Raw genomic sequence first — 18,233 nt, 5'->3', positions numbered from 1 at the left:
TGGCTCAATGGGTCGCGGGGCACTGCCTCGTTCCGACTACCCTGGTTCCGTGACGATTCGCCTGTACGACACCAGCGCCCGGCAGATTCGCGACTTCACCCCGCTCGTGCCGGGCTGTGTCTCGATCTACCTGTGTGGTGCCACCGTGCAGGCCGCCCCGCACATCGGGCACATCAGGTCGGGGCTGAACTTCGACATCATGCGCCGCTGGTTCGCCCACCGCGGCTACGACGTGACGTTCGTGCGCAATATCACGGACATCGACGACAAGATCATCAAGAAGTCGGCCGAGCAGGGCCGCCCGTGGTGGGCGGTCGGCTACGCGAACGAGGTCGCCTTCAACACGGCCTACGACGCCCTCGGCTGCCTGCGTCCGACCTACGAGCCGCGCGCCACCGGCCACATCCCCGAGATGATCGAGATGATGCGCGGCCTGATCGAGCGCGGCCACGCCTACGCCGTGGACGGCAACGTCTACTTCGACGTGAAGTCGTTCCCGGGGTATCTCCAGCTGTCCAACCAGGAGTTGGACAACCTCCTCCAGCCCTCCGGCGAGGGGGAGACCGGCAAGCGGGACCCGCGCGACTTCGCGATGTGGAAGGCGGCCAAGGAGGGCGAGCCCAGCTGGGAGACCCCCTGGGGCCGCGGCCGCCCCGGCTGGCACCTGGAGTGCTCGGCGATGGCCCACAAGTACCTGGGCGAAGCCTTCGACATCCACGGCGGCGGCATCGACCTGATCTTCCCCCACCACGAGAACGAGATCGCGCAGGCCAAGGCCTTCGGCGACGACTTCGCCGCGTACTGGACGCACAACGCCTGGGTGACCATGAGCGGCGAGAAGATGTCCAAGTCGCTGGGCAACTCCCTGCTGGTCTCCGAGATGGTCAAGCGCTGGCGCCCGATCGTGCTGCGCTACTACCTGGGCACCCCGCACTACCGCTCGATGATCGAGTACAGCGAGGACGCGCTGCGCGAGGCCGAGTCCGCGTTCGCGCGGATCGAGGGCTTCGTGCAGCGGGTCGTGGAGAAGGCCGGGCCCGTCGAGCCGGCCCCCGAGGTGCCGCCGGCCTTCGCCGAGGCGATGGACGACGACCTGGGCGTCCCGCAGGCGCTGGCGATCGTGCACACCACCGTCCGGCAGGGCAATGCCGCGCTGACCGCCGACGACAAGGAAGCCGCGGTGGCCCGGCTGGCCGAGCTGCGGGCGATGCTCGGGGTACTCGGCCTGGACCCGCTCGACGAGGCCTGGTCGTGCGACACGGACCGCGGTACGGACCTGCACGGCGTGGTCGACTCCCTGGTCCGCCTGGTCCTCGACCAGCGCCAGGCCGCCCGGTCCCGCAAGGACTACGCCACCGCCGACGCCATCCGCGACCAGCTCCAGCAGTCCGGACTCGCCATCGAGGACACCCCCTCGGGCCCCCGGTGGTCGCTGTCCTGACCCCCGTCCCGCGCTCCGCCGGCCACCCGGATTCGACCGCCCCGGTGGCCGCGAGCGACACTCAATCCATACGTACGTACCCACTCCACGTCGCGAGACGTCGAGAGCAGTGAAGAAACAGGTGACCCATGGCCGGCAACAGCCAGCGCAGGAACCGCCGCACGTCCAACAAGAAGGGCGCGCAGGTCGGCAGCGGCGGCAAGCGGCGCCGGAGCCTGGAGGGCAAGGGCCCGACCCCGCCCGCGTCCGCCCGTAAGGGACACGTCAAGAACCGCGTCGCCAACGCCAAGGCGAAGCAGGCCGCGGCGCGCCGTCCGGCGCCGCGCCGCGGTGGTGCCAAGGGCACCGCCGAGCTGGTCGTCGGCCGTAACCCGGTCTTCGAGGCGCTGCGCGACGGCGTGCCCGCGACCAACCTCTACGTCCAGCAGTTCATCGACACCGACGAGCGGGTGCGCGCCGCACTCCAGCTCGCCTCGGAGCGCGGCGACGTCAATCTGATGGAGGCGCCGCGCCCCGAGCTGGACCGGATGACCAACGGTCTCAACCACCAGGGCCTGGTCCTCCAGGTCCCGCCGTACGACTACGCCCACCCCGAGGACCTGGCCGCGGCCGCCTTCGACGACGGCGACGACCCGCTGATCGTCGCGCTCGACGGCGTCACCGACCCGCGCAACCTCGGTGCGGTCGTCCGCTCGGTGTGCGCCTTCGGCGGCCACGGCGTGGTCGTGCCGGAGCGCCGCGCGGCCGGTATGACGGCCGGTGCGTGGAAGACCTCGGCGGGCACCGCGGCCCGGACGCCGGTCGCCCGCGCCACCAACCTGACCCGGACCCTGGAGTCGTACCAGAAGGCCGGTCTGACGGTCGTCGGTCTGGCCGCGGACGGCGAGCTGGAGCTTCAGGACGTCGAGGCGCTGGACGGCCCGGTCGTCATCGTGGTCGGCAGCGAGGGCAAGGGCCTGTCGCGGCTGGTCGGCGAGACCTGTGACGTCCGGGTGCGGATCCCGATGCCGGGCGGCGCCGAGTCGCTGAACGCCGGTGTCGCGGCCGGTGTCGTCCTGTGGGAGGCGGCGCGCCGCCGCGGCTGAGTCCGGGCGCCCCGGGGTGGCCGGTGCGGACCCGCGCCACACCCTGGGGCAAGACCTGACCCACCGTAGGTCTTTGCGCTATCCCGTGATCTTTTGACGGGTCTCGGACAGATCGACCCGGTCAAGGCAGTGTCTTAAGCGCGGGTCACTCGGTTAGATGAGCGTGGACACCAGAACACCCCGCACGCCTACGGGGGGACGCTCGCCGGGCTTCGATGACGAGCCGGGCCTGAGCTCGGTCAAGGTGCCGTGCGATCCCGCGCAGGTCATCGTCAACCACGCCAGCTTCCGCGTACAGCTCGCCGCGCCCGCGGCGCGCCACGCCGTGGCCGACACCGCGCACATCCCCGCCCTCAGCAGTTCGGCCGCCGGTGCCAGACGCCGGGCACCGGTGGTGTGGAGCGGCCGCACCGCACCGGGCGGCACGGCCGGCGCCACCACCCAACTCCTGCACGCGGTGCGCGATTCGGGCATCGGCCTCGACGGCGGCCAGGGTGAGGACGTCGGCACGACCCAGGTCCTGCCCCGGATCCGTTTCGGCGACGGCGCCCCCGCCCAGACCGTGATCGGCCAGCGCGGCCCCGCCGACTCCGACTCCCTGCTGCGCGGCGTACGCCCCGTGGGCAGCGCATACGACAGCGACCACCCCTACCGGAATCCTCCCTACCGCGACGGCGACCGGTTCGACGACGGCTACGACGACGACCGGTTCGAGGCACCGGACGGCTACGACCCCGGCGCCAAGCGGCGCGGCGCCGACTCCGTACGGCATGCGTACTACCCCGGCCGCCGGATGAACCTCGGCGTCGTCCTTCTCCCGCTGCGGATCTTCCTCGGCCTGATCTCCGTCTACGCCGGCATGGGCAAGCTCTGCGACCCGGTCTACTTCGACGGCGGCGAGCGGGGCTCGATGGTCAAGTGGCTGCAGTCGCTCGACCCCTGGGCACTGGCCGTGCCGCTGCGGGACTTCGCGGTCTCGCACCCGGTCGGCGCCGGTCTGACCGTCGCCTTCCTCCAGGTCGTCGTCGGCGTCCTGACCATCTGCGGGCTGTGGCAGCGCGTCGCCGCATCGATCGGCACCCTGCTGTCCGCGGCGCTGCTGATGACCGTCAGCTGGCGCACCGTCCCCGCCTACGACGCCCCCGACATCATCTACCTCGCCGCCTGGAGCCCGCTGATCATCGCGGGCGCCCCGGTCTACTCCATGGACAGCCGGCTGGCCGGCGAGGCCTGGCGGCGGCTCGGCCCCCGCGTCGAGGTTGCCGACCTGCGGCGCCGGGTGCTGCGCCGCGGCGCCATGATGACCGCGATGGTGGCCGGACTGACCCTGCTCATCGGCTCGCTGCTCGGCGGGGCCGTACGGTCCGCGACGGTGGCGACCGTCCCGCGGCCCGGAGAGCCCGCGATCAACAACCTGCCCGGCTCCCCGCTGCCCCGCCCGGACAAGCACACCGCCCGGCCCGGCAAGCGGCACCCCGGCAGCGCCGCACCCCGCCACGGCACGCCCTCCGCGGACGCCTCGCGCAAGGCCCACAAGCCCGGCACCCCGTCCGCGTCGGCACCCGGCACCGGCCGGTCGTCCGGCAGCACCAGCGGCCTCTCCCAGCAGCCGGGGGCGACCACCAGCGCACCCCAGCAGAACCCGCCGACCCGCCACGCCCCGGTACCGAGCCGGGTGCCCACCAGCGCGGGCGGCACCGGCGGCGGCACCACCGGCACCGGAAGCTCCGGAAACGGCGGCTCCGGGGGCGACTCCGGCCGCGACGCCCTGGGCGGCCTCCTGGGCTGACCGTCCCCCTGCCACTGTCCCCGATCGCCTCGCTCGCTCCGTACGGCCCGTATCCACCGGCCACTACGGGGAGGGTGGAGCGGTCGGGGACAGGCATGTACGGGCGTGTAGAGGCATGTACGGGGCGGCGGAAGGCGGTGGAGAACGCGGCGACGGAGAACGTAGCGGCGGGGGAGTGGCGAGGTCGGGGAGCGCGGCGACGGGCCGGCCGCGACGGTACGGGGGCGTAAGGAAGGCCCCGTAGGCCCGTGGGCGAACGCCCCCAACGCCCCCAACGCCTCAACGCCCCTGCGCGCTCAGCTCCTTGGCGGCCTCGATGAGGTCCTTGGCGGTGTCGATGGCACGCCAGTAGGCGCCCTGCGGGAGCGGGAAGCCGGCCAGCCGGCGTTCGCGGGCGAGGCGCGGGAACGTGGTGCGCTCGTGGTCGCCGCGGGTGGGGAGCAGGTCCGCGAAGGCAGCGGAGAAGACGTACACGCCGGCGTTGATGAGATACGGCGACGGCGGCGACTCGATGAAGTCCAGGACGTGCCCGAACGCGTCGGTCTCCACGGCGCCCCAGGGAATGTGCGGGCGGGCCAGCGCGAGGGTGGCCTCGGCATCGCGTTCGTGATGGAAGGCGGCCATGTCACGGAGCGGGAAGCGGGTCCAGATGTCGCCGTTGGTGGCGTACCAGGGCTCGTCCGGGCGGGGCAGCGAGCCGGCCGCGTACTTGAGCCCGCCGCCGCGGCCCAGCGGCTCGGTCTCGACAACGGTCGTGACGCGCATGGGGAGTGGGGCGTCGGCCAGCCAGTCCTGGAGGACGCCGGCGAGGTGCCCGCAGGAGACCACCACGTCCGTGACGCCTTCCTCGGCCAGCCAGTTCAGCTGATGGCCGATGATCGGGGTCCCGGTACCGGGAATCTCGACCATCGGCTTGGGGCGGTCGTCGGTGTACGGGCGGAGACGTGAGCCCTGGCCGCCGGCCAGGACCACGGCCTGCGTGGGGTGAGGATGCTGGGCACCTGTCATGGTGCGCACCCTATGCGGTGCGTGCGGGGGTCACTGGGCGCCGGCGACGCCGGTGGCGAAGGAGGTGTCGCAGACCGGGCGGGAGAAGGCCTGGGCGCGGTGTGCGGCGCCGTACTTGGCGACCGCGGCACGGCCGAGGTCACGGGCGATCGAAGCGCAGTGCTTGGCCAGCGAGGGGCGCTTGGTGGTCGCCTCCTGGAGGTGGGTCAGGGCGATGCCCGGATCCTTCTCCTGGAGCTCGACCAGGAGGCGCTGGCGCAGGGCCTCCTCGGGGGTGCTGTGCGCGGCCTTGGTGGCGGCGCTTCCGGAGGACGCGGTCAGTACCTGTGAGTCGGTGGCCGTCGATGCCCAGGGGACGCGGGTGACCGCGAGGGTCCCGGACAGCACGAGGACGACGGGAAGGACCAGGGCGAGAGTTCTGCCGATGCGGCGGGCTGCGGAGTTCACGGTCGAGATGGTAGCGAGGAGTGATGATTTGGCGACATTTGGTCACCGTATCGAGGGATGCAATGGCCCGTCGGTGCAGTACCGATGTTGACGCACTGGTAGGAAAAGCCCGGTTATGTCCCTGTAGTGGCACTGCCGCGCAGCCGGACAGCACAGCGGCGGCGGTACCGAGTACTACCCCGGACCGCCGCCGCTCTCACTCGATGCCCGTCCCGATGTCAGTCGGTGAGGCGCTCCCCGGACGACGTCGAGAAGACGTGCGTCTCGCCCGGCCGCGGCACGACGTGCAGCCGGCTGCCCTTGTCCGGGACCTGGCGGCCGTGGACCCGTACGACCAGGTCCTTGAGCTCGCCGCCGACCTCCGCGGTGCCGTACACATAGCCGTCGGCGCCGAGCTCCTCGACGACATTGACGGTGATGGCCAGACCGGCCGGTGCGTCCGCGCTCTCCTTGGACAGCGACTGCGCGGCGGCGCCGTTCTGCTCGACGATGTCGAAGTGCTCGGGTCGCACGCCCACCGTCACCGTCCGGTCACCCTTGTCGGCGGCCGCGGCCAGCGCCTCGCGGTTGACCGGCACCACGCTGTTGCCGAACTTCACACCGCCGTCGGTGATCGGCACCTCCACCAGGTTCATCGCGGGCGACCCGATGAACCCCGCCACGAACAGGTTCGCCGGCCGGTCGTACATGTTCCGCGGCGAATCGATCTGCTGCAGCAGACCGTCCTTGAGCACGGCGACCCGGTCGCCCATCGTCATGGCCTCGACCTGGTCGTGCGTGACGTACACCGTGGTGATGCCGAGCCGGCGCTGAAGCCCCGCGATCTGCGTACGCGTCTGCACCCGTAGCTTGGCGTCCAGGTTGGACAGCGGCTCGTCCATCAGGAAGACCTGCGGCTCCCGGACGATCGCCCGGCCCATCGCGACACGCTGCCGCTGGCCGCCGGACAGCGCCTTGGGCTTGCGCCCCAGGTACTCGGTCAGGTCCAGGATCTTGGCCGCGTCCTCGACCTTCTGCCGGATCTCGGCCTTCGGCACACCGGCGATCTTGAGCGCAAAGCCCATGTTGTCCGCGACCGTCATATGCGGGTAGAGCGCATAGTTCTGGAACACCATGGCGATGTCCCGGTCCTTGGGCGGAAGGTGGGTGACATCGCGGTCCCCGATGCGGATGGCGCCTCCGTCGACGTCCTCCAGCCCCGCGAGCATGCGCAGAGAGGTGGACTTGCCGCATCCGGAGGGGCCGACCAGGACCAGAAACTCGCCGTCCTCGATGGCGATGTCCAGTTTGTCGACGGCGGGCTTGTCGGAACCCGGGTAGATACGGGTTGCCTGGTCATACGTGACCGTAGCCATGGTGAAAAGTCCCTTCACCGGCAGGAACGTGCCGGACGATCCGAGTAAAAGGAGTGGTGTAGTCCACTGATATGGACTCTCCGTGACGTTACCCGCGCCCGGCCCCGGTGTCAGTAGCCCAGCAGTCACGAATTGGGGACGGGCATCCGGCGAGCCTGGGTACACTGCTTCACGCACGCCTCCTTAGCTCAGCTGGCCAGAGCACCGCTCTTGTAAAGCGAAGGTCGTCGGTTCGAATCCGACAGGGGGCTCTGAGAAGTCCAGGTCAGCTAGTCCCTGACCTGGGCTTTCTTTATGCGCGGACCCTGCGGGACGGGAACGGGCGATGATCTTCGTGCCCCCATGTGTGGCCATTGTGTGGCCATCGCGCTCGACAGCAGCCTCGGCGATCCGCGAGGGCCTTGTCGACAACGAGCTCGGCGGTCTGGTCGAGGACGGGTTGCTCGCCGGGGTGGCTGGGTGACCCGTCGGGCAGAGTGAACATGAGCCCGGAGTCGACCCACGCCTCGCCCCATTCGAGGCGCTCGGCCTCTTGTCGCAGCTCTTGATCGTCGAGAACTTCGTCGGTGTAGTCGTCGAGGGCGACAATGCGCTCGCCGTTGTCGGTCTTGGGCGTGTTCTCGATGACCTCCCAGCCGTCGAGGACGAGTTGCGTGGCGATGGTCAGAATCTCCTGTGCGCGGTTCCGGTCGGTCTTGCGGAGGCCGCACGCCTCGCCGCGGCGCAGTCCGCGGAAGGTGATCAGGTGAAAGAGGCCGTACAGGCGCTCCTTGGCGTCGGCGAGGAAGTCGCTCTCGACGGTGGGCTGCTCGCCCTGCCCGCCGGTGTCGGCGGCGGGGGCGTTGGGGGTCTCTGGCATGGCGGATCGGCCCTCCGGACATGGGGGCGGGCGTGAAAAAAGGGCCCGCCACGATCGGCGGACCCTTGAAAGGGGTGGAGCTGGCGAACTGCTAGGGCTTGTCCGACGGGTCCGTAGCTCGAATCGTCGGACAGGCTGTAGGGGCGAGACCCTCTTCCTTAGCGACGTAGAAGCAAGCCTGTGCGGCGGTTGTCATACCCAGGCGGTCCAGCACCTCAACGGACTCCAGAAGGAGCTTCGCGTCCATCTTCGCCATGGCTTGGCCGAAGCGATCGCGGTCGGCCAAGTCCTCCGGGGACACCGCGGTACGAAACGCCGCTACCCGCTCGGCCAGCTTCTCGCGCTCGGCCTGCATCGCAGCGAACTCGCGTACGGCGCGGACGATCTCCTCATCAGTCATGCGGCTCATCGGGCCAGCGTGGACTGGGTTTCAGCCATTCGTCAACGTTCCGCACGATCAGCAGCTACACACCAGCCCCAGGCCCAAGGACTGTCCGGCGGATCATGAGCGGAGCCAGAGCCGAACCCCGGCCGCATTTACGGTGCCGTGAAAGCGTTGATCACCCTGCGACGGCTCTTCCAACGCCCGGCTCTCCGCACGTTCTTCTACCCAGAGGCGTTGAAGCACCTCACGTGACATCCACGCCTGACATCAACGGCGGCGAACGCCAGTGCCTTCTCACGGCCAAGCGCAGCCGATACGGCTACACCGATTCGCGCCATGGATAGGCTCGGATCGAATTTGTAAAGCGAAGGTCGTCGGTTCGAATCCGACAGGGGGCTCTGAGTTTGAACAGGGACGAAGCCCCGGGCCGGTGGTTGGCCTGGGGCTTCTGGCGTGTCCGTCCGGGCTTCGCGGACCCTCACGCGTGGTCGGGTCTTCTAGGCGTGGTCTGCCATGTGTCTCCCTCGCGGGCGGCGGCGTATATGCGCTCGATGTCGGGCGGGGTGAGGACGGGGGAGAGTCCGGAGAGTTCGCGGGCTGCGTGGGTTCCGTCGATCAGGCGGACCGAGGGGGCCGCGGTCCGGACGGTCACGATGGCGGCGCCGACCACGGCCAGTACGGGGTGGACCGTCACCGGGAAGCCGCAGGTGTGGGTCAGTAATCGTGCTGCTCTCTGCGCCTCGAAGAGGCTGTTCCGGACGTAGGGGGTCGACTGGCCGTTGACCATGGCGGCGTGATCGCCCAGCCAGATCTTGCTGCCTCTGTGGTGCTTGGTGTTGATGGTGAAGACACCGGGTGGGCCGATGGCCACGTGGTCGATGTCGGCGCCGCTCGGTAGTTCCACCGAGTGCAGGACGTACCAGCCGTCCCGCCGTAGCCGGTTCAGGCTCTTGCCCGCGATGCGCTCGCCCTGGAGGCCGGTCTCCCATGGGCGTAATTCGGCGTCCAGCTTGAACCACCGCTTGAGCGTGCGCAGGAGGGGGCTCGGTTCGACCTCTTCGATCCGGCGTCGTAGCGAGGCTCCCGGCTCGTTCGTGGCCAGGTCTTGGCTCGATGACGGAGCGGCGGTCGCGGGCGGGGCCGGGAGGCTTCGTGGGTCCGCTGCGGGTGTGACATCCGGCTCGGATGCCAGGAACGGTGTCAGGGCTGACAAGGCTTCGTCGCGATAGCTCTCGTCCAGGATGTTGATCTTTCCTGTTCTGCAGTCGTACCAGGCCACTGCAGCCGAGTCCGCTACGCGGTTCACGTACACACGATCGTGTCCGTAGCGGCGCCACCGTTCCGTGCGTAAGTCCCCCACGCGGCCCCCAACCTGATGGTCCAACTCACTTTCAGGGGAGCACAGTTGGCGACGGTCGGCAAGGTGGTGTGGAGAGCGAAGGCCTTCTCTGGCGTTCAAGGCTTGCTGCGCTCGCTACCCGGCGCCGGCGCCGGCGGTCAGCGGCTCGGGCGTGGCGGGGGCGTGTGCCGGGTCGCCGGGGGCGTAGCGGCGCTAAGTTCACCGGCATGGTGACTTCGATGACGCATGAGGACTACGAGCGGCGGATGGCGCGGGCCGGGCGGGCCGCCGCCGATGCCGGGCTGACCGGGCTGATCGTGACTCCGGGGCCGGATCTGACGTGGCTGTGCGGCTACCGGCCGACCGCGATCACCGAGCGGCTGACCGCCCTGGTGATCGAGCCGGGGCGGCGCTCGCGGCTGCTGGTGCCCGTATTGGAGTATCCGGATGCGGAGCGTTCCGTAGGGGCCCCGGTGCTGGAGGTGTCGGGGTGGACCGACGGTGCGGACCCGTATGCCGCGGTCGCCAAGTGGGTGGACCCGCGGGGGCGTTACGGGTTGTCCGACTCGACCTGGGCGATGCATCTGCTGGGGCTCCAACGGTCGCTGCCGGGTAGTGCCTACGCGGCGCTGACGGAGGTGCTGCCGATGCTGCGGGCGGTCAAGGACGCCCATGAGGTGTCGCGGCTGGCCGCGGCCGGAGCCGCCGCGGATGCGACGTACGAGGAGATCCTGCGGCGGCCCTTCGGCGGGCGGCGGGAGTCCGAGGTGGCGGCGGATCTGGCACGGCTGCTGGTCGAGCACGGTCACAGCCAGGTGGACTTCACGATCGTCGGCTCGGGCCCGAACGGCGCCAATCCGCACCACGAGGCCGGGGAGCGGGTCATCGAGGACGGCGACATGGTCGTGCTCGACTTCGGTGGCCTCAAGGACGGCTACGGCTCGGATACGACCCGGACCGTGCACGTCGGGCAGCCGGGCACCGAGGAGCGCAAGGTGCACGACATCGTGCGGGAGGCGCAGCAGGCGGCGTTCGAGGCGGTGCGGCCGGGCGTCGCGTGCCAGGACATCGACCGGGTGGCCCGGAAGGTGATCAAGGCCGCGGGGTACGGCGAGTACTTCATCCACCGGACCGGGCACGGCATCGGGGTGACCACCCACGAGCCGCCGTATTTGGTGGAGGGCGAGCATCTGACCCTGGTGCCCGGGATGTGCTTCTCGATCGAGCCGGGGATCTATCTGCCGGGGCGGTTCGGGGTGCGGATCGAGGACATCGTGACGTGTACGGAGTCGGGCGGGCGGCGACTGAATGAGACCGGGCGGGAGATGGCGGTGGTGCGGTAGTTAGGGGAGGGGGAAGGAAGGGCGGGCGGGAGCCTGGCGGGAGGGGGCGCTCTGGCGCTGCCCAGCCGGCCTGACCTGTCCGCCCTCTTCTTGTTTGCGCTGGCGGCTCAGCCCCTGGGTCCACGGGGCTTCGGCGGGAGGCGTCGTGGCGATCAGTGGCGAAGTCGCAGGTCAGCGTGCGTTGTCAGTGGGGTGGTTCACGATGGGTTGTGCAGGTGCGGAAAGTCGTGGATCGGCACGGGGCGGCGCGGCGCGGCGGGACGGAAGGCGGTGAGCGCGTGGCAGGGCAGCGCGGCAAGGGGACGGTGCGGGCGGTGCGGCGGCCGGAGGTGCGGTTGCCGGAGCTGACCGCGTACGACGGGGGCGAGCTGGAGGAGGAAGGGGATTACGACGGGCTGGAGTTCGCGGACGCCGACTGGGGCGGGCAGTCGGCGCGCGGCGCCCGGTTCATGGACTGCGCGGTCAGGAGGTGCACGCTCGACGAGACGGGGCTCGGCCGGGCGCGGATCATCGACAGTGTGCTGAGCGGGGTGCGCGGGGTCGGCACGGACCTGTCCCAGGCATCGCTGCGCGATGTGGAGGTGTCGGACCCCCGGCTCGGTGGGACGCAGCTGCACGGTGCGGTGCTGGAGCGGGTGGTGGTGCGTGGCGGGAAGATCGACTTCCCGAATCTGCGGACGGCCAAGCTGCGGGACGTCGCCTTCGAGGGGTGTGTGCTGATCGAGGCGGACTTCGCGGGGGCGGTGCTGGAACGGGTGACGTTCGACGACTGCACCCTGGCGCGGGTGGACTTCTCCGAGGCGCGGATGAAGGACGTCGATCTGCGGGGTGCGGCCGCGGTGGACATCGCGCGGGGGATCGACCGCCTGTCGGGCGCGGTGATCAGCGCTGCCCAACTGCTCGATCTCGCCCCGGCGTTCGCGGCGCAGATCGGAGTACGGGTGGAGTGAGGGGGGAGTGGAGCGGGAGGGGCGCGCCAGGGGGAGTTAGGGGGAGTTGAGTGGTGGGTCAGGGGGACCCGGGAGGGCGCCAGGAGGGGCTCGGGATGGGGGCAGGGCGTGGCCGGTCCGGTGGCAGGGTGAGGGGCAAGGCGGCCGGTCCGGTGGCCGGATGCGAGGGAGCTGGGACGGGCCCGGGTGCGCGGGAAGGGGGTCAGATGCGCGGGAAGCGGGCCTGGAGGTCCCAGATGGCGGGGTTGTCGCCGAGGCCGTCGTGCATATCGGTGAGGTCGGCGATCAGGTCGTGCAGGAAGTCGCGGGCCTCGCGGCGCAGTGCGGAGTGATTGAAGGTGAGCGGGGCTTCGTCGGCCGCCATCCAGTCGGCGTCCACGTCCACCCATCCGAAGCGGCGCTCGAAGAAAATCCGGTCGGCCGACTCGGTGAAGTCCAGCTCGGCGTGGATCGGGCGGGCGGAGCGGTTGCCGCGGGGGTCGGTGTCGAGCTGCTCGACGATGTCGCACAGCGCCCAGGCGAAGTCGAGGACGGGCACCCAGCCCCAGGCCGTGGACAGCTCGCGGTCCGTCTTCGTGTCGGCGAGGTAGACGTCGCCGCAGAAGAGGTCATGGCGCAGGGTGCGCACGTCCGCGGTCCGGTAGTCCATCTGCGGCGGGTCCGGAAAGCGGCGGGAGAGGGAGTAGCCGAGGTCGATCACGCCCTGATGGTGTCACGCCGGGGTGGCGGGCTACCGGCCGCGTCGGTTGTCGCGGTCGCCGCCCCGCAGCCGCTGGCTGGGGTTGCCCGATTGGCCATCGCAGCCGCTGGCCGGGTTGCCCGATTGACCCTCGTGGCTGCTGGTCGGGTTGCCCGCTTGGCCATCGTGGCTGTCGGCCGGGGGTGCCGCGGCCGCCCCCGCCGGCGCTCCCCCCACGCCCCCTGCCACTCGCCACGACCCCGATCCCGCACCGCCCCACACCCTGCCCCTACACCCCCGTAAGAACCCGCGGCCCCTCCTCCGTCACCGCCACCGTGTGTTCGAAGTGGGCGGCGCGGGAGGCGTCCGTGGTGCGCAAGGTCCAGCCGTCGTCGGCTGCGTAGTAGGTGTCCTTGCCGCCGGCGAGGAACATCGGCTCGATGGCGAGGACCAGGCCGTGGCGGAGGACGAGGCCGCGGCCGGGGCGGCCCTCGTTGGGGACCGCGGGGTCCTCGTGCATCCGGCGGCCGATGCCGTGACCGCCGAAGTCCTCGGGGATGCCGTAGCCGGCGGCGCGTCCGACGGTGCCGATCGCGTGGGAGATGTCGCCGATCCGGGCGCCGACGACGGCTGCCGCGATGCCCGCCTCCAGGGCCTGCCGGGTGGTGTCCATGAGCTGCTGGTCCTCCCGGCGGGGCGTGCCGACCGTGAAGCTGAGGGCCGCGTCGCCGGCCCAGCCGTCCAGGAGGGCACCGCAGTCGATGCTCACCAGGTCGCCGTCGCGCAGTCGGGAGCCCTCCGGGACGCCGTGCACGATCGCGTCATTGACGGAGATGCAGAGGACGGCGGGGAACGGGGTGGGGGCGAAGGACGGGCGGTAGCTGAGGAACGGTGAGGTGGCGCCGGCCTCGCGCAGGACCGTACGGGCGACCTCGTCCAGGTCCAGCAGCCGCACGCCCGGGGCGGCCGCCGCGCGCACCGCGGCCAGCGCGTCGGCCACGACCCGGCCGGCCGCCCGCATCGCGTCGAGTTCGGCATCCGTCTTGATCTCCACCATGGGTACGACCTCCCGAGCGCGCCGGCCGACCCCGCGGCAGGCGTTATTTCTTTACCGGTATTTGTTTACCGGTATTAGTATCACGGGCATGGTGCGAACTCCACTGACCCCCTGGGAACGTGAACGCGGTGAGCGGCTCGGCGCGCTGCTGCGTGCGGCACGTGGCGCGCGGAGCATGGTCGAGGTCGCGGCGGCGGCGGGACTGTCCGCCGAGACGCTGCGGAAGATCGAGACCGGCCGGGCGCCGACGCCGGCGTTCTTCACGGTCGCCGCGCTGGCCGGCACGCTCGGGCTGTCCCTGGACGAGGTGGCGACGCTGGCCGCCCCGTCCGAGGCGGCCGCCGAGGACGCGGTCGCCTGACGGGGCGTCGTACACCCGCCCGCCCCGCCGCGCCCCCGAAAACGCCGAGGGCCGGCTCCCCTAGGGGGAACCGGCCCTCCGCTGCGCGCTGTGCGCCGGAATGCGGGCGGACGTCTCAGACGTTGACGCCGAAGTCCTGGGCGATGCCGACGAGGCCCGACGCGTAACCCTGGCCCACGGCGCGGAACTTCCACTCCGCGCCGTTGCGGTAGAGCTCGCCGAAGACCATGGCGGTCTCGGTGGCGGCGTCCTCGCTGAGGTCGTAGCGGGCGATTTCGGTGCCGCCGGCCTGGTTGACGATGCGGATGAAGGCGTTGCGCACCTGGCCGAAGTTCTGGCTGCGGTTCTCGGCGTCGTAGATGGAGACCGGGAAGACGATCTTGTCGATGTCGGCCGGCAGCGCCGCCAGGTTGACGTTGATCTGCTCGTCGTCGCCCTCGCCCTGGCCGGTGACGTTGTCGCCCGTGTGGACGATCGACTGGTCCGGCGTGGCCTTGTTGTTGAAGAAGACGAAGTGCTGGTCCGAGTAGACCTTGCCGTTGCCGTTCACCGCGATGGCGCTCGCGTCGAGGTCGAAGTCCGTGCCGGTGGTGGTGCGGACGTCCCAGCCGAGGCCGACCGTGACGGCGGTCAGGCCTGGTGCCTCCTTGGTGAGCGAGACGTTGCCACCCTTGGACAGGCTTACAGCCATGGGATGTCCCTTTCCTTGTCGACTCGTCGAAGCGTCGGGCTCCGTACTGCGGACGAAGCTACCGTCACCCTCCACAACGCCATCAGGGGACCAGGAGGTTCCAGCACTCTTTACTTTCTTTGCCGAATCCTGAGGGCGGATGTGCTGCGATGGACAGGAAAAGCGGATGACGGGGTCCGTGGCGCGCGGGATCATAGGACTCATGTCCGGGCCCTATGTCATCCGCGGTTCGGTCGTCCTTCCGGAGGCCGAGCTCGTATGGCGATTCTCGCGGTCCTCCGGTCCGGGCGGCCAGCACGTCAACACCAGTGACAGCCAGGTCGAGCTGCGCTTCGACCTCGACAAGACGCAGGCGCTGCCGCCCGTGTGGAAGGAGCGCGCCCTGGAACGGCTGGCGGGCCGGCTGGTCGACGGCGTGCTGTCGGTACGCGCCTCCGAGCACCGCTCCCAGTGGCGCAACCGCGAGACCGCCGCCGTCCGGCTGGCCGCGCTGCTCGCCGAGGCCACCGCGCCGCCGCCGAAGCCGCGCCGTAAGTCGCGGATCCCGCGGGGCATCAACGAGCGGCGGCTGCGCGAGAAGAAGCAGCGCGGCGACACCAAGCGCGGCCGCTCGGGCCGCGACTGGACCTGACCAGCGCCGGAGGGAGACCGGCACGGCGGCGTGCCCCGGCCCCCGTGGGCGGCCCGTCCCGCCGGCAGTCGGCCCGTCCTCACCGTCGACCGACGCCTCCCGACGCCTCCCCACCGCCTCCCGACGCCTCCCCACCGCCTGCCGACACCTCCTCGCCGCAGGCCGACCCCGCCTCACCCCAACTGGCGGTACTTCCCCCGGAAGTACGTCAGCGGCCCGTCGTCCTCGCTCGAGACCGAGCTGGCCAGGACGCGGGCGATGACGAGGGTGTGGTCGCCGGCCACGACCCGCTGCTCGGTGCGGCACTCCAGGGTCGCCAGGGCGCCGTCGATGAGCGGAGCGCCGGACACTTCGCCCCGTACGAACGGGATGTCCGCGAAGAGGAGCCTGTCGCTGATACGGCCCTTCATCGCGAATCGTCCGGCAATCTGCCGCTGATGCCCCGAGAGCACCGAAACGGCCCACCGCGGCTGCAGCTCCAGCAGGTCGTCCATCCGCGAGTCGTTGCGAACGCTCACCATCACGAGTGGCGGATCGAGGGAGACGGACAGGAACGCCGTGGCGGTCATGCCGACGTCCTCGCCCTGGGGTCCGTCGTCCGGGTCATGGGCGGTGATCAGCACCACGCCGGCGGCGAGGCGGGACAGGGCGGCACGGAACTCGTCGTCACTCACCCCAACAGAATGCGGGATCGGGGCGTCGTCCGGCACGGATGCGAGGGCGACGGTCGGCGTGGAAAGGGCGGCGGGCCCGGCGGTCGTCGAATCGGCTGGGGTTTTCGTGAACACGCCATGAACGCTAACTTCGGCCGGCCCCGGCGCGCATCGGGCCCTCGCACCACTTGCGTCCTAGGTCTGACGACCGAAGTCCGGAACGCTCGGAATTTGCGTTCAGGAAGTGTAGAAAGGGTGAAGGCGAGCTCCCGTTGCGGGTTATATGGAAGATCGCCAACCGTCCTTCACGGTCTGTGACTTGAGTCACAGCAGGCCCTAATTGTTGACCCTGTGTACCGAGTGAACAGCTCACTGTGATTCAGTGAGCGTGGAATCGGACGACAAAGAATCGTGGAGTTTGCTGTCGAGGTCTCAGGGAGAGCGAACGATGGAGACCGAGTCGGAGCCATACGTCCGCCTTGCGACCCTGCGGCAGCTTCATCAAGTGGTCGCGGAGCTGAATACCGCACGTAGCCTCGCGGACACGTTGCAGACCGTCGCCGATGGCGCGATCACCGGACTCGGCTTCGAGCTGGCCGCCGTCAATCTCGTCCGCCCCGACGGCGATCTCGTCGTCGCCGCGGTCGCCGGCAGCGCGGGCGCCGAGGCGCTGATGGCCGGACGCGTCGGCTCCCGGGCCGCCTGGGACCGCCGGCTGTCCATGGGCGAGCGCTGGGGCGACCTCATCTTCATCCCGCACACCGAGGGCTGGGTGCTCGATGACGACGACGTACCGCAATGGCACACGGCCGGACCCGCGCCCCGGTTCCCCGACGAGTGGCACTCCATGGACCGCCTCTTCGCGCCCATGTACACCGCGGCCAACGGCGGCGGCGAGCTGCTCGGGGTGATCTCCGTCGACCGGCCGCGCAACGGCCGGCGGCCCGGCGCCTGGGGCCAGGAAGCCCTGCAGATGTACGCCTTCCAGTCCGCGATCGCCATCAGCAACGCCCGGCTGCGGGCGAACATGCAGCGGGCGCTGGTCCGGCTGGAGCGCGAGCAGCAGGCGCTGCGGGCCAGCGAGGAGAGCTTCCGGCAGGCGTTCGAGTATGCGCCGAGCGGGATGGCCGTCGCCGAAATGGGCGGTGACCAGCACGGACGGCTGCTGCGCACCAATGACGCGCTGTGCCGGCTGCTGGGCCGCCCGGCGTCCGGGATGCGCCGCTACTCCTTCTCCGACCTCGTCCACCCCGAGGACATCGGCACCCTGCTGCGCACCTCCGCCGAGGGCGGCCGCGCCGAGCTGCGGCTGGCCCGCCGGGACGGCACCTATGTGTGGGTCTCGCTGCGCAACTCCGTCGTCGCCGACACCGCCGACGGCCCCCGGTTCCTGCTCACCCACGTCGAGGACATCGAGGAGCGCAAGCGGCACGAGCTGCAGCTCGCCCACCGCGCCAGCCACGATTCGCTGACCGGGCTGCCCAACAGCGCCGAGCTGCGGGCCCGGCTCGGCGCCAGGCTGTGCTCCCGCCCGCCGGGCTCGATGGCCGACGCCTACGCCTCCGCGGGCGGCCCCGGCTCCGATCCGCACGGCTTCCGGACCGACGGCAAGGAGCCGTTCGAGGGGATCGACGGTTTCGAGGGCAACGCCCCGGCGCCGTTCGACCACCATGTCCATCTCGTCGCCCCCGCGGACGGGCCGGCCGACGACGGCTCCAAGGGGCTCGCGGTGCTCTTCTGCGACCTCGACGGCTTCAAATCGATCAACGACCGCTTCGGCCACAACACCGGCGACGCCGTGCTGATAGAGGTCGCCCGCCGGCTGACCAGCGGCGTCCGGGACGGCGATACGGTCGCCCGGCTCGGCGGCGATGAATTCGTGGTGCTCGCCGACGGCCTCGGCACGGCCGATGCCCAGGACCTCGCGGTGCGGCTGCGCAACGCGATCATCCCGCCGATCCGGGTGGAGGGCCGGGCGGTGCGGGTGGGCGCCAGTTTCGGCATCGGCTGGGCGAGCTGCGGGATGACGGCTGAGGAAGTGCTGGAGTCGGCCGACCAGCGGATGTACGTCGAGAAGCGCTCGCGCTCGAAGACGAACCGGCGCGCCGCGGGCTGAGCGGCGCCCGCCGCCGGGCGCGTACCGCGTCGGCCGGGCCGGAT

At 70.7% G+C, this 18,233-nt stretch carries 18 protein-coding genes and 1 tRNA gene; 9 read left to right on the top strand and 10 right to left on the bottom strand.

The features are described 5' to 3' along the window. Window positions 1-49: 49 nt before the first annotated feature. The 3 genes from cysS to CPH93_RS13940 all read left to right on the top strand — a co-directional run bounded on the left by cysS (window position 50) and on the right by CPH93_RS13940 (window position 4,315). Window positions 50-1,441 (top strand): cysteine--tRNA ligase, encoded by a 1,392-nt coding sequence (cysS, locus tag CPH93_RS13950; protein WP_096213039.1) that lies wholly within the window; start codon window positions 50-52, stop codon window positions 1,439-1,441. A 128-nt stretch (window positions 1,442-1,569) separates the two neighbouring features. Then, window positions 1,570-2,526 (top strand): 23S rRNA (guanosine(2251)-2'-O)-methyltransferase RlmB, encoded by a 957-nt coding sequence (gene rlmB, locus CPH93_RS13945; protein ID WP_093484597.1) that lies wholly within the window; start codon window positions 1,570-1,572, stop codon window positions 2,524-2,526. A gap of 157 nt (window positions 2,527-2,683) precedes the next feature. Beyond that, entirely contained in the window at window positions 2,684-4,315 is a 1,632-nt protein-coding gene (locus tag CPH93_RS13940; protein ID WP_231977323.1) for a DoxX family protein, read from the top strand. A 279-nt stretch (window positions 4,316-4,594) separates the two neighbouring features. Here the strand turns inward: CPH93_RS13940 and CPH93_RS13935 are convergent, their stop codons facing one another. The 3 genes from CPH93_RS13935 to CPH93_RS13925 form a co-directional block, all read right to left on the bottom strand. Then, on the bottom strand, window positions 4,595-5,323 hold the full coding sequence (locus CPH93_RS13935) for a nucleotidyltransferase family protein (protein ID WP_096213037.1): 729 nt from the start codon (window positions 5,321-5,323) through the stop codon (window positions 4,595-4,597). Window positions 5,324-5,353: 30 nt separating this feature from the next. Further along, the gene (locus tag CPH93_RS13930) at window positions 5,354-5,770 is read right to left on the bottom strand and encodes a hypothetical protein (protein ID WP_006603883.1); all 417 of its coding nucleotides are present in this window, start codon (window positions 5,768-5,770) and stop codon (window positions 5,354-5,356) included. Window positions 5,771-5,988: 218 nt separating this feature from the next. Next, on the bottom strand, window positions 5,989-7,125 hold the full coding sequence (locus CPH93_RS13925; RefSeq protein WP_093484600.1) for an ABC transporter ATP-binding protein: 1,137 nt from the start codon (window positions 7,123-7,125) through the stop codon (window positions 5,989-5,991). A gap of 177 nt (window positions 7,126-7,302) precedes the next feature. On the opposite strand from CPH93_RS13925, the gene CPH93_RS13920 reads away from it, so the two are divergent. Then, window positions 7,303-7,376, top strand: a tRNA-Thr gene (locus CPH93_RS13920). A gap of 41 nt (window positions 7,377-7,417) precedes the next feature. Here CPH93_RS13920 and CPH93_RS36410 read toward each other — a convergent pair. From CPH93_RS36410 to CPH93_RS13905, 3 genes are all read right to left on the bottom strand, one after another. Continuing rightward, window positions 7,418-7,984 carry a hypothetical protein gene (locus CPH93_RS36410; RefSeq protein ID WP_197708751.1) on the bottom strand — a complete coding sequence of 189 codons (567 nt, stop codon included), beginning with the start codon at window positions 7,982-7,984 and terminating at the stop codon, window positions 7,418-7,420. 91 nt (window positions 7,985-8,075) lie between these two features. Then, on the bottom strand, window positions 8,076-8,393 hold the full coding sequence (locus tag CPH93_RS13910) for a hypothetical protein (protein ID WP_159394995.1): 318 nt from the start codon (window positions 8,391-8,393) through the stop codon (window positions 8,076-8,078). Between the two features lie 454 nt (window positions 8,394-8,847). Beyond that, window positions 8,848-9,675, bottom strand: a complete 828-nt coding sequence (locus tag CPH93_RS13905) for a nuclease-related domain-containing protein (protein ID WP_159394994.1) — start codon at window positions 9,673-9,675, stop codon at window positions 8,848-8,850. Window positions 9,676-9,947: 272 nt separating this feature from the next. Here CPH93_RS13905 and CPH93_RS13900 point away from each other — a divergent pair, with 272 nt between their 5' ends. Together CPH93_RS13900 and CPH93_RS13895 are read left to right on the top strand one after the other, a co-directional pair. Further along, the gene (locus CPH93_RS13900; RefSeq protein WP_096213034.1) at window positions 9,948-11,051 is read left to right on the top strand and encodes an aminopeptidase P family protein; all 1,104 of its coding nucleotides are present in this window, start codon (window positions 9,948-9,950) and stop codon (window positions 11,049-11,051) included. A gap of 305 nt (window positions 11,052-11,356) precedes the next feature. Next, complete coding sequence (locus CPH93_RS13895) at window positions 11,357-12,001, top strand: pentapeptide repeat-containing protein (RefSeq protein ID WP_096215433.1); 645 nt, start codon at window positions 11,357-11,359, stop codon at window positions 11,999-12,001. 202 nt (window positions 12,002-12,203) lie between these two features. Here CPH93_RS13895 and CPH93_RS13890 read toward each other — a convergent pair whose 3' ends face one another. Then, on the bottom strand, window positions 12,204-12,701 hold the full coding sequence (locus tag CPH93_RS13890; RefSeq protein ID WP_096213033.1) for a hypothetical protein: 498 nt from the start codon (window positions 12,699-12,701) through the stop codon (window positions 12,204-12,206). A gap of 268 nt (window positions 12,702-12,969) precedes the next feature. Beyond that, window positions 12,970-13,737: a type I methionyl aminopeptidase gene (gene map, locus CPH93_RS13885; RefSeq protein ID WP_096213032.1), complete on the bottom strand. Its 768-nt coding sequence runs from the start codon at window positions 13,735-13,737 to the stop codon at window positions 12,970-12,972. A gap of 88 nt (window positions 13,738-13,825) precedes the next feature. Here map and CPH93_RS13880 point away from each other — a divergent pair, with 88 nt between their 5' ends. Continuing rightward, entirely contained in the window at window positions 13,826-14,098 is a 273-nt protein-coding gene (locus CPH93_RS13880) for a helix-turn-helix domain-containing protein (RefSeq protein WP_096213031.1), read from the top strand. Window positions 14,099-14,213: 115 nt separating this feature from the next. Here CPH93_RS13880 and CPH93_RS13875 read toward each other — a convergent pair whose 3' ends face one another. Then, on the bottom strand, window positions 14,214-14,789 hold the full coding sequence (locus tag CPH93_RS13875) for a TerD family protein (RefSeq protein ID WP_006603875.1): 576 nt from the start codon (window positions 14,787-14,789) through the stop codon (window positions 14,214-14,216). Window positions 14,790-14,991: 202 nt separating this feature from the next. On the opposite strand from CPH93_RS13875, the gene arfB reads away from it, so the two are divergent. Continuing rightward, complete coding sequence (gene arfB, locus CPH93_RS13870) at window positions 14,992-15,420, top strand: alternative ribosome rescue aminoacyl-tRNA hydrolase ArfB (RefSeq protein WP_093484619.1); 429 nt, start codon at window positions 14,992-14,994, stop codon at window positions 15,418-15,420. Between the two features lie 173 nt (window positions 15,421-15,593). Here the strand turns inward: arfB and CPH93_RS13865 are convergent, their stop codons facing one another. Further along, a complete protein-coding gene (locus CPH93_RS13865; RefSeq protein ID WP_040898661.1) occupies window positions 15,594-16,094 on the bottom strand; it encodes a flavin reductase family protein in 501 nt (166 codons plus the stop codon). 427 nt (window positions 16,095-16,521) lie between these two features. Between CPH93_RS13865 and cdgB the strand changes: the two genes are divergently transcribed. Further along, window positions 16,522-18,189: a diguanylate cyclase CdgB gene (gene cdgB, locus CPH93_RS13860; protein ID WP_093484620.1), complete on the top strand. Its 1,668-nt coding sequence runs from the start codon at window positions 16,522-16,524 to the stop codon at window positions 18,187-18,189. Window positions 18,190-18,233 lie beyond the last annotated feature (44 nt).

Origin of the sequence: Streptomyces sp. 2323.1, assembly GCF_900221035.1 — a bacterium.
Lineage (GTDB): Bacteria > Actinomycetota > Actinomycetes > Streptomycetales > Streptomycetaceae > Streptomyces > Streptomyces sioyaensis.
This window is presented reverse-complemented; position numbering and strand designations above follow the sequence as displayed.